The 12,561-nt window shown below is 64.1% G+C and carries 11 protein-coding genes; 5 read left to right on the plus strand and 6 right to left on the minus strand.

Translation table 11 applies throughout. The annotated features are described in order from the left end of the window. The first annotated feature begins 84 nt into the window (after positions 1-84). Positions 85-1,530: an MORN repeat-containing protein gene (locus tag KO516_RS01035; RefSeq protein WP_216001947.1), complete on the plus strand. Its 1,446-nt coding sequence runs from the start codon at positions 85-87 to the stop codon at positions 1,528-1,530. Positions 1,531-1,533: 3 nt separating this feature from the next. On the opposite strand, the gene KO516_RS01040 is transcribed toward KO516_RS01035, so the two are convergent. Next, positions 1,534-1,983 (minus strand): hypothetical protein, encoded by a 450-nt coding sequence (locus tag KO516_RS01040; protein WP_216001948.1) that lies wholly within the window; start codon positions 1,981-1,983, stop codon positions 1,534-1,536. A gap of 86 nt (positions 1,984-2,069) precedes the next feature. Here KO516_RS01040 and KO516_RS01045 point away from each other — a divergent pair, with 86 nt between their 5' ends. After that, the gene (locus KO516_RS01045; protein ID WP_252737336.1) at positions 2,070-3,062 is read left to right on the plus strand and encodes a YihY/virulence factor BrkB family protein; all 993 of its coding nucleotides are present in this window, start codon (positions 2,070-2,072) and stop codon (positions 3,060-3,062) included. A gap of 216 nt (positions 3,063-3,278) precedes the next feature. On the opposite strand, the gene KO516_RS01050 is transcribed toward KO516_RS01045, so the two are convergent. From KO516_RS01050 to KO516_RS01060, 3 genes are all read right to left on the minus strand, one after another. Further along, positions 3,279-4,340, minus strand: a complete 1,062-nt coding sequence (locus tag KO516_RS01050; protein ID WP_216001949.1) for an AI-2E family transporter — start codon at positions 4,338-4,340, stop codon at positions 3,279-3,281. Positions 4,341-4,534: 194 nt separating this feature from the next. Continuing rightward, complete coding sequence (locus tag KO516_RS01055; protein WP_216001950.1) at positions 4,535-5,407, minus strand: metallophosphoesterase; 873 nt, start codon at positions 5,405-5,407, stop codon at positions 4,535-4,537. After that, positions 5,404-6,357: a diacylglycerol kinase family protein gene (locus KO516_RS01060; protein WP_216001951.1), complete on the minus strand. Its 954-nt coding sequence runs from the start codon at positions 6,355-6,357 to the stop codon at positions 5,404-5,406. Before KO516_RS01060 ends, KO516_RS01055 begins: the two co-directional genes overlap by 4 nt. Before the next feature lie 211 nt (positions 6,358-6,568). On the opposite strand from KO516_RS01060, the gene KO516_RS01065 reads away from it, so the two are divergent. Both KO516_RS01065 and KO516_RS01070 read left to right on the plus strand, forming a co-directional pair. After that, complete coding sequence (locus tag KO516_RS01065) at positions 6,569-7,288, plus strand: CbiX/SirB N-terminal domain-containing protein (protein WP_252737337.1); 720 nt, start codon at positions 6,569-6,571, stop codon at positions 7,286-7,288. Beyond that, complete coding sequence (locus KO516_RS01070; protein ID WP_216001952.1) at positions 7,285-7,719, plus strand: GNAT family N-acetyltransferase; 435 nt, start codon at positions 7,285-7,287, stop codon at positions 7,717-7,719. The genes KO516_RS01065 and KO516_RS01070 overlap by 4 nt, the downstream gene beginning before the upstream one ends. A gap of 1 nt (position 7,720) precedes the next feature. On the opposite strand, the gene polA is transcribed toward KO516_RS01070, so the two are convergent. Together polA and mbfA are read right to left on the minus strand one after the other, a co-directional pair. After that, a complete protein-coding gene (gene polA / locus KO516_RS01075) occupies positions 7,721-10,525 on the minus strand; it encodes a DNA polymerase I (protein WP_216001953.1) in 2,805 nt (934 codons plus the stop codon). A 238-nt stretch (positions 10,526-10,763) separates the two neighbouring features. Beyond that, entirely contained in the window at positions 10,764-11,738 is a 975-nt protein-coding gene (gene mbfA / locus KO516_RS01080) for an iron exporter MbfA (RefSeq protein ID WP_216001954.1), read from the minus strand. Positions 11,739-11,917: 179 nt separating this feature from the next. On the opposite strand from mbfA, the gene KO516_RS01085 reads away from it, so the two are divergent. Next, positions 11,918-12,538 carry a TetR/AcrR family transcriptional regulator gene (locus KO516_RS01085; RefSeq protein WP_216001955.1) on the plus strand — a complete coding sequence of 207 codons (621 nt, stop codon included), beginning with the start codon at positions 11,918-11,920 and terminating at the stop codon, positions 12,536-12,538. The last annotated feature ends 23 nt before the right edge of the window (positions 12,539-12,561 follow it).

The following is a 12,561-nucleotide window of genomic DNA, read 5'->3' on the forward strand; positions in this document are numbered from 1 at the left end:
CAGCGTCAAAAGACATTGTCAGGGGCGGGGGGCTTCTTTACCATTTCCAGCAAGGGAATGCGAAACTCCGGCAGGGCAGAACACATGAAACGCGCAGGCATCACGCTCGTCGCAGCCATCGCGGTCTTTGCTGCGGCGGCGATGGCGCAGGACGATGGGACGCTCACCAAGCAATTCGACGATGGCGGGGTGTATCAGGGCAGCTTTGTCGACGGGCTGCGCGATGGCACCGGAACCTACAGCCTGCCGAACGGATTCGAATATACCGGCGACTGGCGCGCGGGCGAGATCGAGGGCAAGGGCGTGGCCCGCTACCCCTCGGGCGCGGTCTACGAGGGGCAGTTTTCCAAGGGCAAACCCGAGGGCATGGGCAAGATCGTGCTTGGCGACGGCTCGGTCTACGAAGGCTCGTGGCAGGATGGCAAGATCACCGGCAAGGGGGTGATCCAATACGCCAGCGGTGCCCGCTATGAAGGCACTTTTCGCAATGCGCTGCACCATGGGCGCGGCGTGATGACCATGCCCGATGGCTATCGCTACGAGGGCGACTGGGTGAACGGGGTCGAGGAAGGCAACGCCACGATCACCTATCCCGACGGATCGGTCTATGTCGGGCGCATCGCCAATGGCAAGCGCTCGGGCGAGGGCACGCTGACCATGACCGACGGTCTGACCTATGTCGGCATGTGGCGCGACGGCCAGCAGGACGGGCAGGGCAAGCTGACGCTGCCCAATGGCGATGTCTACGAAGGCGCGCTGCTTGACGGCCGCCGCGACGGGCAGGGGCGCGAGACCTATGCCGCCTCGGGGGATGTCTACGAGGGCAGTTTCGACAACGATCAGCGGCAGGGGCAGGGCGTGTATATCGGCGCCGATGGCTACCGGCTGGAAGGCAACTGGGTGGCGGGGCAGATCGACGGGCAGGGCAAGGTCACCTATCCCGACGGTTCGGTCTACGAAGGCGAGATCAAGGGCGATCTGGCCAACGGGCAGGGCCGCACGGTCTATCCGGACGGCTCGACCTACGAAGGGGACTGGGTCGACGGCGTGATCGAAGGCAAAGGCACGGCGCGCTATCCCAACGGCACGGTCTACAGCGGTGATTTCGTCAATGCGCGCTATGATGGGCAGGGCACCATCACCTACGCCGATGGCTACAGCTACACCGGGGACTGGAAGAACAATCGCCGCAACGGCACCGGCACGGCGCGCTACGCCGACGGCGCGGTCTATACCGGCGATTTCCGCGACGATCAGCGCCACGGGCACGGGCGGATCGAGATGGCCGACGGGTTCACCTATGAGGGCGCCTGGGTGTCTGGCCGCTTTGAAGGCGAGGGCATCGCCACCTATAGCAACGGCGATATCTACGAAGGCCAGTTCGAGGATGGCAAACGCGCCGGGCAGGGCACGCTGCGCTATGCCACGGGCGAAGTGGTGTCGGGCGACTGGGTCAGCGGCGTGCTGACCACGGCAACCCCGGTGCCAGAACTCGAAGACCCGGCGAGCGATGCCCCTGCCGGGAACTGAGCGTCACCGACAGCGCGGAATGCCAAGCCCGATCAACGCCTCGCCGTACAGCGCCACATAGCCGCTGGCGACGTGGCGGGCGGTGGTCATGAACCAGCCCGCCACCGGCGGCGGGTAATGCGCGGCCATCGCCCGCGACCAGTGGTCGAACTGTTCGCGCGCCATCGGGCGATCAGGGTAGACCGGGCCGTGGAAGCCGAATTCCGTCTGCGGCAGGATGCACAGATTGCGCACTCCCAGATACAGCGTGCAGGCCGAATGGCAGTGGGCGCCTCTGATCTCGACCCGCGCGCCGCGCGCGTTGAGTCGCTGCACCTCGGCGAGCCGTTGCCGCAGCGGGCCGCCATCATCATTGCCGATGACATGCACGGTTGCGGTGATCGGTGTCTGCGCCAGCGCGGCCCCCGCGCAAAGCGCTAGCAGCAGGGCGAGGGTCGAGACGATGCCTGTCATGCGCGAGGCCCTTGTTCTGCCGGGGCTGGCGTGCCCCTGACCCAGTGGGCCGGATACGCCCTGATTTTTCGTTAAGGTGTGCCGATTTGTCCCAGAGACCAGCCAATCCGCGTGCCGGGCGCGCGCTGCCATTGACCCGGCCCGCGCGGCACGATCAACTTTGCGGCATGGAAGAGATTGCTGGCAACCCGCCTCCCGCCGCGCCAGAGCGCCCCGACCCGACCCGCCCGGTTCTTACCGTGGGGGACTGGCTGCGCGCGATCTGGGGGACCTGGATGAGGATGGACGAGCGCAATCTCGGGCTGATCTCGGCGGGGGTGGCGTTTTATGCGTTTCTGTCGCTGTTCCCGGCGATCTCGGCGGTGATTGCCATCTGGGGCTACTGGGCCGATCCGGTGGTGATCTCGGAGCAGATGGAACTGGTGCGCGAGATGATGCCCGAACAGGCCTATGTGCTGTTGTCGGATCAGGTGACGGCGCTGATCTCGACCAATCGCTCGACACTGCAATGGGCCTCGGTGATTTCGATCATCGTGGCGATCTGGTCGACGCGCGCCTCGGTCGCGGCGCTGATCCGCGGGCTGAACGCGGTGAATGATGCCCCGCACCGCGAAAACGCAATCCGACGGCTGCTGGTCGCGGTCGGGCTGACATTGTTGCTGGTGCTGGTGGCGCTGGTGGCGTTTGCGGCGGTGGTGATCCTGCCCGCCGCCTTTATGCTGCTCGGCTTGCCGCTGCATCTCGAACTGATCGCGGCGGCGGTGAAATGGCTGATCCTGCTGGGCGTGGTGTTCTTTGCCATCGCGCTTGTGTACCGCTACGGGCCGAACCGGCGGGCGCGGCGAATGCGCTGGCTGACGCCGGGGGCGGTGCTGGCGCTGCTGGGCTGGGCAGCGGGGTCTTTTGCGCTGACAACCTATGTGCGCAATTTCGACCGGCTCAACGAGGTCTACGGATCGCTCGGGGCGGTGGTTGCCTTGCTCATGTGGTTCTACGTCAGCGCCCTTGTGACACTGCTGGGCGCCCAGCTGAACGGCGAGCTTGACCGGCTGCGCCGCGAGCGCCTCGAAAATCATTAGAAAATTTTCGATACCAACGGAACCTGATCGCGCCTCACGGGTTGTCTTCTCAAGAGCGCTTGCAGCGTTCTGTCCCTCTGCGGATCGTTTCCCTATCCTGACTTCCCTCGACGATCCGCGTCTTTTAGCCCGCTCTTCGGTTTCGAAGAGCGGGTCTTTTTTCATGCCTGTCCAGTGCAACACAAACGGCGCGCCCCGCAAGGCGCGCCATGATCCTCAGGCGGCGCGCACCGCGGGCTTGGCGGGAGGCGACGAGCTGTCGCCAAGGATGTCGAACAGGCGCAGGAAGATCAATGTCACCGGGATCGCCACGATGCCGCCGATCGGCCCCCAGAGCCAGAGCCAGAAGACCAGCGCGACAAACAGCAGGAACGGGTTGAGCTGGACGTGTTTGCCAACCAGCGCCGGCGTGACGAACTGCGCCTCGGTCATATTGCAGGCCAGATAGATCGCCATCGGGCCAAAGCTTGCAAGCCCGTCGAAATTGACGATCCCCGCCAGCAAGAGCGCCGCCGCTATCGCCGCTGGCCCAAGATACAGCACAAAGTTCAAAAGCCCGGCGGCAACGCCCCAGACAACAGCGCCCGGCAAGCCATAGGCCATCAGCGCCCCTCCCACCGCAAGGCCCAACCCGGCGTTGACGGTAGACACAGCCGCAAAGTAACGCGACACGGTCGCTTCGGCGGCGAAGAAACGTTCAAGAAACAGATGCGTCTCTGCCCCGGACCCAAGACGCGCCGACAGCCAGCTGTAGATCGATTTTCGCGTCAGTAGGAAAAAGAACAGCGCGCCGAGAAACACCAGAAGCTGTGCAAACAGCGCCGGGGCAAGCCACATGGCATCGGTCAGGCTGGGAAGCGACTCGATCTGCTCTGCGGTGGCTTCGGCATCGGCGCCAAGCGCGGCTTTCATCTCTTCGTTCATCTCGCCGATGCCTTGGATCAGGCCGCGATATTCGAACATCAGCTTTTGAAGTTCGTAGCGGATCGACGGCAACTCGTCGATCGCGGCGGTGATGTAAGGTTCGATCAGAAATACCAGCGCGGCCCCGATCATGAAGAACGAGATCAGCACCGACAGTGCGCTTATTCCGGCGGGAACGCCCAGACGTTTGAGACGGTCAGAGAGGGGGGCGACGATGACGCCCACCACGATTGCAAGCACCAAGGGTGCAAAAATGTCCTGCGTTTCCTTCAGCCCAACGATGACAACTCCGGTTGCCACGATCACAGAAGAGACACGCAGCACCTGGTCAGAGGCGATCATGGGCTGTTTCATGTGTGCTCAACCTCGGGCCAAGGCGGAAGTTCCGCCTTTGTGCGGCAATATTTTGCAAGGCCTGTGTTCGGTGGCCCCCCTGCGCCAACCGGTCGCTGCGTTTGGTTGTGCAATCGCCCGACCTTGGCCCACCGGTTTCACGGGTCGTGCATCCGCTTGCCAAGGCTGGCGCCCGCCACGGGCGGGGTTGCGCATCAGGATGTTTCTTCGGAGGGGGGCGCGCGCCCTTCAGCGGTGAATGTGCCGCTCTTGCTGGCGGCGCCAGCGGCCTCTGTGTCGCCTGTCTCGTGCCAGCCATCCGCGCCGAAGGAAAATTCCCGCACGCCGGCGGGTTCGAAATTTCTGCCTCGGGCGACCATCCGGGTCACCCGCGCCGTCGTGGCGCTGACATCCAGCAGGGCAAAATCGTTTTCCTGCCCGCGCAACCGCGTCGACAGGCCGGTGCCGACATGCACCTGAAGGATTTGTCGCCCATGCTTTGCCGACAGGAACGGCTCTGTGCGCCAGCGATGCAGATGCCCCGACAGCACCAGCTGCACGCCGCATTCCGCCAATTTCTCGATCCCTAGATGGGCGTGCTTCATCAGGCTTTTCTTGATATCCTCGTCCTGCTCGAACGGGTGATGTGCCAGCACCACCCGAATACCGTCTGTTTGCGACAGCAACTCGCAGGCGCGGTGCAACTGTGCGCGGCGCGCCTTGCCACGCTGCACCCGGAAGCGATCAACCGTGTTGAGCCCGATCGCCATAAAGCCTTCGGCCTCGTGCACGGTCAGCAGATCACTGGCGATATGCTTGCGATAGCGCGCATAGGGCCGCATGAACCGCAGCCACAGATTGTCGAGCGACACATCATGGTTGCCCGGAACTGATAGCCACGGCGCCTCCAGCCGGTCCAGAAAGGCGCGGGCGTCGCGATACTGGCTGCGCCGGGCGCGCTGGGTGAAATCTCCGGTGGCGGCCACGAGATCGGGCTTTGCCGCGTTCAGGGCGCGGATCAGCGGATCCAGAAGCTCGGGGTCGCTGCGGCCGAAATGCAGGTCTGAGATATGGGCAATGCGGTTCATGAGCTGGCGGCAATGTCCCTTTCGGTGGTGGTGTCGGTCGAGGCGTCGGGTGTGGGCACGATCACCTGCAACGGGCGCTCGCGCATCTTGATACGGATCGGCGTGTGCATCAGGCTCTTTTCGCCATCGCGCGCAACCAGCGCCCGCTTGCGTCCGGTTTGCAGCGTGATGTCGCGCCCGGTCACAAGGTCGAAATCCTCGCCCTTCTGCGCCGCCCCGCCGGCAAGCCTGAATGCCGTGCGCGCCAGATCCAGGGTGCTTCCGTTGCGGGCGGTGAACAGGGCGAATTCGCCGCGCTTCAGCGCCGCGACCCCATCGAGGTTGAAGCGATCCAGCTGAAAGACGCTGTTGGCGACAAAGACCAGCGGGGTGCGCAGGTGAATGTCGCGCCCATCGACGGTGATGGTCATCCTGAGCGGGCGGCGCATGCCGCTCAGTGTCAGCAGCACCGACCAGTAGGCGGCGATGCGTGAACGCCCCCAGCGGGCATAGATGCTCTCACGCTTTTGCAGGATCAGCGGATAGATCCCAAGGCTGGTGTTGTTCAAAAAGACCGCGCCGTTGGCTTCGGCAAGGGCCACCTGTTCAAGCTCGCCCTCGGCCAGCACCTCGATGGCGGCCTCGGCGTCTTCGGGTATTCCCAGACCGCGCGCGAAATAGTTGAAGGTGCCCTGCGGGATCACCCCCATCGGAACGTCAGCGTCATGCGCGGCGCTCGCCACGGCCGCGATGGTCCCATCGCCGCCCGCTGCGACAATCACATCCGCCTGACTGCGCCGGATCGCCTCGCGCGCGGCGTCTTCCAGCGGTTGCTTGCCATTGGGCGTAACAATCGTTGCACTCACCCCCGCAGCATCGCACAGCGCCGTCAGCCGGGCGCGGCGTTCATCCTCGCCTTGGTCGCCGGAGCGCCCGTTCAGGAAGATGCAGAATTTGCGGTTGGGTGACACTTTGGGCGCTCCTGTTTGAACCTGTCGTCAACGCGTCGGAGCGTGTCACGGTTCCGCACCCGGCAGCGCAGGTCTCTTGCCGGATGCGCATTTTTTGCCCCGTGCCTGTGGGCATGTTGGAATGTCTTGGTTGACGCATTGAAACGAAGGGGGCAGTGCATCACCTTCACAAGACGCGCATGACATCAGAACCAGGATCACCAAAGCTCTAATGACCAGCATTTCCGGGTCCCAGCGGACCGCAATTCTCGTCGCCCATGGCAGCCCCTCCGACCCCGGCTCGCAAGAGGCCGCGCTGCGCGCCCTTGCCTCGCAGGTTCAAACGCGCATGTCGGGCTGGCGGATCGGCAGTGCGACGTTGGCGGCCAAGGGACGGTTCGAGGACGAGATCGAAAGCCTCGGTGCCCCGCTGATCTATCCGTATTTCATGGCGAAAGGCTGGTTCACCGGGCAGGTTCTGGCGAAAAAGGCGCGCGGGCTCGGGCTGACGATGCTTGAACCTTTCGGGGTCGAGCCGGGACTGATCGATTGCGCCGCCACCGAGTTGCGGGCGCTGCTGGCACAGCAGGGCTGGCAGCCCGAGGACACCGCGCTGATCGTTGCCGCCCATGGCAGCGCCATGTCCAAGACCAGCGCCGACAGCGCCTATGCCTTTGCGCGCGCGTTGCAGTCTGGGCTGGGCCTGCGCGTCACGCGCACCGGGTTCATCGAACAGCCGCCGTTTCTCAAGGATGTTGCGCAGACCGTCGGGCAGGCGGTCTGCCTGCCCTATTTCGCGCAGAACTCGGGCCATATGGAAGACGACGTGCCAGCGGCGCTGTCGGCGGCGGGCTTTGACGGGCCGATGTTGCCGCCTTTCATCGAATGGGCGGATACGGCGCAGCTGATCGCCACCAGCATCGCGCGTCAGGCGATGGACTTAGCAGAATGATCCGCCCCGCGCGCAACGCGGACGAAGCGGCGATCCGCGATTGCGCCCGGCAAGCCTATGGCGGTTATGTGCCGCTGATCGGGCGCGAGCCCGCCCCGATGAGCGCCGATTACGCGGCGCAGATCGCGGCGGGCGAGGTGTTCGTGGCCGAGGATGGCGGCTTTCTGGGCTTCATCGTCTATCGGATGGCGCCGGATCACCTGCTGCTGGAAAACGTCGCGGTGCTGCCTCGGGCAAGCGGGCGGGGCATTGGCAAGGCGCTGATCGCGGCCTGCGAAGACGCGGCCCGCACCGCTGGCCTGCCGGTGAGGCTTTATACCAACGCGAAGATGACCGCGAACCTGTCGCTGTACCCAAGGCTTGGCTACACCGAGACCGGCCGCGTCAGCGAAGACGGGTTCGATCGGGTGTATTTCGAAAAGCAGCCCTAGCTCAGTGGGCTTCGGCCCAGTTGCGGCCCATCCCGGCATCGACCACCAGCGGCACGTCAAGCTTGACCACCGGCTCCGCCGCGCCTTCCATGACGCGCTTTGCGGTGGCGATGAGCTCGTCCTCGGCGCCCTTGTCCACCTCGAAGATCAGTTCGTCATGAACCTGAAGCAGCATCGTCGCAGGCAGCTTGGCAATGGCCTCGGGCATGCGGATCATCGCGCGGCGGATGATGTCGGCGGCGGTGCCCTGAATCGGCGCGTTGATCGCGGCGCGCTTGGCAAACCCGGCGCGCGGCCCGCCAGCGGCGATCTCGGGGGTGTGGATCACCCGCCCGAACAGGGTTTCGACCCGCTTGTGTTCCTTGGCAAAGGCGGTGGTGTCTTCCATGTAGGTCTTGATGCCGGGGAAGCGCTCGAAATAGCGGTCGATGAATCCCTGCGCCTCGGAGCGGGGAATCCGCAGGTTGCGGGCAAGGCCAAAGCCCGAAATGCCATAGATGACACCGAAGTTGATCGCCTTGGCCTGGCGGCGCACCTCCGGGGTCATCTCTTCCATCGGCACGTTGAACATCTCTGAGGCGGTCATCGCGTGAATGTCCTGCCCATCGCGGAACGCCTGTTTCAGCGCTTCGATATCGGCCATGTGGGCAAGGATGCGCAGCTCGATCTGCGAATAGTCGAGCGAGACCAGCGTGCGCCCTTCGGCGGCGACAAAGGCTTCGCGGATGCGCCGTCCTTCTTCGCTGCGCACGGGGATGTTCTGCAGGTTCGGATCGGTCGATGCCAACCGCCCGGTGCTGGCCCCGGCGATGCTGTAGGAGGTATGAACACGCCCCGTGTCGGGGTTGATATGGCCCTGCAGCGCATCGGTATAGGTCGATTTCAGCTTGGAAATCTGCCGCCAGTCCAGCACCCGCCCGGGCAGTTCATGTTCGGTGGCAAGGTCTTCGAGAACATCGGCCCCGGTGGCATAGGCCCCGGTCTTGCCCTTCTTGCCGCCGGGCAGGGACATCTTGTCGAACAGGATCTCGCCCAGCTGCTTGGGAGAGCCGACGTTGAACTTTTCGCCCGCAAGCTCGTGAATTTCATCCTCGAGCTGCGCCATCTTCTGGGAAAACGCATTGGACATGCGCGACAGCGTCTCGCGGTCGACCTTGACGCCGGATTTCTCCATCTCGGCCAAGACCGGCACCAGCGGGCGTTCCAGCCCTTCGTAGACACGGGTGACACGGGCGCGGTGCAGCTGCGGTTTGAACAGCATCCACAGGCGCAGGGTGATGTCGGCATCCTCGGCGGCATATTTCACCGCGTCCTCGATCGGCACCTTGTCGAAGGTAATCATGCTCTTGCCGCTGCCAAGGAGCGACTTGATCGGGATCGGCTCATGCGACAGGTAGCGTTCGGACAGCGTGTCCATGCCATGCCCATGCAGGCCCGCGTGCATGGCGTAGGACATCAGCATGGTGTCATCGATGGGCGCAACGCCGATGCCATAGCGCGACAGCACCTTGGCATCGTATTTCATGTTCTGCCCGATCTTGAGCACGCTCGGGTCTTCGAGAAGCGGCTTGAGCAGGGCCAGCGCGTCGTCCAACGGCATCTGCCCCTCGGCCAGCGCGTCGCTGCCGAACAGATCGTCGGTGCTGGCGGCGCGGTGAATGAGCGGGATGTAACAGGCCTGCCCCGGCTCGATGGCCAGCGACACGCCAACCAGATCGCAGGTCATCTCATTGAGGCCGGTGGTCTCGGTATCGACCGCGACCCAGCCGCGCTGATGCGCCTGCGCAATGAAGGGCGCGAGGTCTTCGGCGGTCTTGACCCAAGTATAGCCGGCCGGGTCGATGGGCGGAATTTCGGGCGCATCCTGCGGGGCAGAGGCCTCGGGCGCGGATTCGGGGATCACGGGGGCCTCGGCCTGAAGCGCATTGGCAACGCGCTTGGTCAGGGTGCGGAACTCCATCTCGGTCAAGAATTTCAGCAGGATGTCGGCGTCGGGTTCGCGCACTTCCAGCCCGTCGAGCGTGACATCCTCCATCACCATCTGGTCATCGAGCTGCACCAGCTTTTGCGAAAGCTCGATCTGTTCGCGCTTTTCCACAAGGGTCTGGCGGCGCTTGGGCTGCTTGATGGTCCCGGCCTGATCCAGCAGGGACTGTAGATCGCCGTATTCGTTGATCAGCAATGCGGCGGTCTTGATGCCGATGCCGGGCGCGCCGGGGACGTTGTCGACGGAATCGCCCGCGAGCGCCTGCACGTCGACCACGCGCTCAGGGTAGACGCCGAATTTCTCGTGCACCCCGTCGCGGTCGATCAGCTTGTTCTTCATCGCGTCGTACATCACGACTCCGTCGCCGACCAGCTGCATCAGATCCTTGTCCGACGAAACGATGGTCACCGCGCCGCCTGCTTCGCGCGCCTGCCGGGCGAGGGTGGCGATGATGTCGTCGGCCTCGAAGCCTTCTTTCTCGATACAGGCGATGTTGAAAGCGCGGGTAGCGTCGCGGGTCAGCGGGATCTGCGGACGCAGGTCCTCGGGCATTGCTTCGCGGTTGGCCTTGTAAAGGTCGTAAAGATCGTTGCGGAAGGTGTGGCTGCCCTTGTCGAAGATGACCGCCACATGGGTTGGTGCATCGGGGCCAGCGTTATCTTCGACATACTTCTGCAACATGTTGCAAAAGCCCGAAACCGCCCCGATGGGCAGCCCGTCGGATTTGCGGGTCAGCGGTGGCAGCGCATGGTAGGCGCGGAAGATAAAGGCCGATCCGTCGATCAGGTGCAGGTGGCAGCCCTTGCCGAACTGGGTCATGGTCGCGTCTCCCGGTGCTATGCGCTGGGGCCCGGTTTGCCACGCCGCGCGCCCGCCTTCCAGAGGGAATGGCGTGTTGGTGGGGGCAGAGGGGGGCCAGCCCCCCGCCTTCGGCTCCCCCCGGAGTTTATCTTGCAAGATGAAATGCAGAGCGCGGCGCCTGTTCTTCATCTTGCCAAATAAACTCCCGCCGGAGGCAGGCCGGATATCGCAAGCCGGTGCGCCGAATGGGCAGGGGTTAACCGCTGCCGATCAGGACCCCTGCCGCAAGCACCAGAGCGCCGCCCAGAACAACTTGCATGGATGCCCGCCAGAAGGGCGTTTCCATGAAGCGATTCTGAATCCAGGCGATGGCCCAGAGTTCGAAGAATACGATGATCCACGCGATGGTCGTTGCGGTCCAGAAATGTGGGATCAGGTAGGGCAGGGCATGTCCCAGCCCGCCGACCGTGGTCATCACGCCCGAGGCGATGCCGCGTTTCAGCGGGGAGCCCCGCCCCGACAGTTCGCCGTCGTCCGAAGCGGCCTCGGTGAAGCCCATCGAGATGCCTGCGCCGACCGATGCCGCAAGGCCGACGAGAAACGTCGTCCAGGGGTCCTGCGTTGCAAACGCCGTGGCGAAGATCGGGGCGAGCGTCGAGACCGAGCCGTCCATCAGCCCTGCAAGCCCCGGCTGCACCCATGTCAGAACGAATTTGCGGTGGGCCATGCGGTCTTCGTCTTCGCGGGTGTCGTCGTCGAGGTGGGTTCGTTCAAGCTCGAGCGAGCTTTTCCCATGGCGGGCTTCGGCAGCCGCAAGATCGCCCAGCAGCCGGCGAGTCGAGGCGTCGGTGCTGTGCCGGGCGGCGTCTCGGTAAAAGCGTTCGGCGTCGTGTTCCATGTTCTCCGCCTCGGCGCGGATACGCTCCAGCGACAGGTTTGCGGTCAGCCAGACAGGACGGCGGGCGTAGAACCCGGCGACATGTTCGCGCCGGATCAACGGGATCACATCGCCGAACCGCACCCGGTGCGCCGCGATCAGCGCTTTGCGATGGGCGTCTTCTTCAACCGCCATACCGTCGAACACCTTGGCGCTGTCGGGATAGTCCGCGCGCAGCATTTCTGCGTAGCTGCGGTAGATGCGCGCGTCGTCCTCTTCGGAGGAGATCGCGAGGGCGAGCACCTCTTGTTCGGAGAGGTCGCGGAACCGGCGGCGCAGATTGAAGAATCGCATGTTGGGGCCTATGATTTAGAATGATTCTAAGGTACTGCCTTGCTCAGAGGATGCAAGTCGGAAACGCCAGCACGAACGCGGCGGATGCGCCCATTGCCTTGACCTTGCTCAAGCTGAGCGGGGGTTGCCCGGATTGCGACCGCCGCGCTATGGTCCTGTGCACTATGGGGAGGCAGTCGATGGAGGACGGCGCGGGGCCCGTGCGGCGTGGTCGCAAATACACACAGGTGCTGCAAGGCGCCGGCGAGGTGTTCCTGCGCGATGGGTTTGAAGGTGCCAGCGTCGATGATATCGCCCGCGCGGCGGGCGTGTCGAAGGCAACGCTTTACAGCTATTTCCCCGACAAGCGCTTGTTGTTCATGGAGATGGCCCGCGCGCAGTGCAGCGCTCAGGCTGATGACGCGATGACAGCGATCAATCGCTCACTGCCGCCAGCTCAGGTGCTGCGCGAGGCGGGGATGCGGTTTCTGCACTATATTCTGTCTGAGGAGGCGCTGCGGGTGTTCCGCATCTGCGTCGCGGAGGCCGACAGGTTCCCCGAGCTTGGTACCGAATTCTATGCCTCTGGCCCGCGTCTGATGCATGGACAGCTCAGCGCCTACCTTGCCGAAGCCGCCGCGCGCGGCGAGTTGTCGATTGACGATTTGTCCATCGCCACCGACCAGTTCATCGAGCTTTGCAAGGCGGATTTGTGGCTCAAGCGGGTTTTCGGCATCCGCGACAGCTTTTCCGCGGAAGAGCAAAGCCACATTGTCAGTGCCGCGGTGGCCACCTTTCTTGCCCGCTACGGGGCGGGGTGATCGCTGCGAGGGGCCCTTTGCGA

It is taken from the genome of Citreicella sp. C3M06, from assembly GCF_018860705.1.
Taxonomy (GTDB): Bacteria; Pseudomonadota; Alphaproteobacteria; order Rhodobacterales; family Rhodobacteraceae; genus Salipiger.

What these genes read in the sequence shown, in the direction of transcription:
- KO516_RS01055 (WP_216001950.1), bottom strand. Translation starts at nt 5,407, where the DNA reads ATGAACCGCATTGCCCATATCTCAGACCTGCATTTCGGCCGCAGCGAC.
- polA (WP_216001953.1), bottom strand. Translation starts at nt 10,525, where the DNA reads ATGACCCAGTTCGGCAAGGGCTGCCACCTGCACCTGATCGACGGATCG.
- KO516_RS01035 (WP_216001947.1), top strand. Translation starts at nt 85, where the DNA reads ATGAAACGCGCAGGCATCACGCTCGTCGCAGCCATCGCGGTCTTTGCT.
- KO516_RS01050 (WP_216001949.1), bottom strand. Translation starts at nt 4,340, where the DNA reads ATGAAACAGCCCATGATCGCCTCTGACCAGGTGCTGCGTGTCTCTTCT.
- KO516_RS01065 (WP_252737337.1), top strand. Translation starts at nt 6,569, where the DNA reads ATGACCAGCATTTCCGGGTCCCAGCGGACCGCAATTCTCGTCGCCCAT.
- KO516_RS01085 (WP_216001955.1), top strand. Translation starts at nt 11,918, where the DNA reads ATGGAGGACGGCGCGGGGCCCGTGCGGCGTGGTCGCAAATACACACAG.
- mbfA (WP_216001954.1), bottom strand. Translation starts at nt 11,738, where the DNA reads ATGCGATTCTTCAATCTGCGCCGCCGGTTCCGCGACCTCTCCGAACAA.
- KO516_RS01040 (WP_216001948.1), bottom strand. Translation starts at nt 1,983, where the DNA reads ATGACAGGCATCGTCTCGACCCTCGCCCTGCTGCTAGCGCTTTGCGCG.
- KO516_RS01070 (WP_216001952.1), top strand. Translation starts at nt 7,285, where the DNA reads ATGATCCGCCCCGCGCGCAACGCGGACGAAGCGGCGATCCGCGATTGC.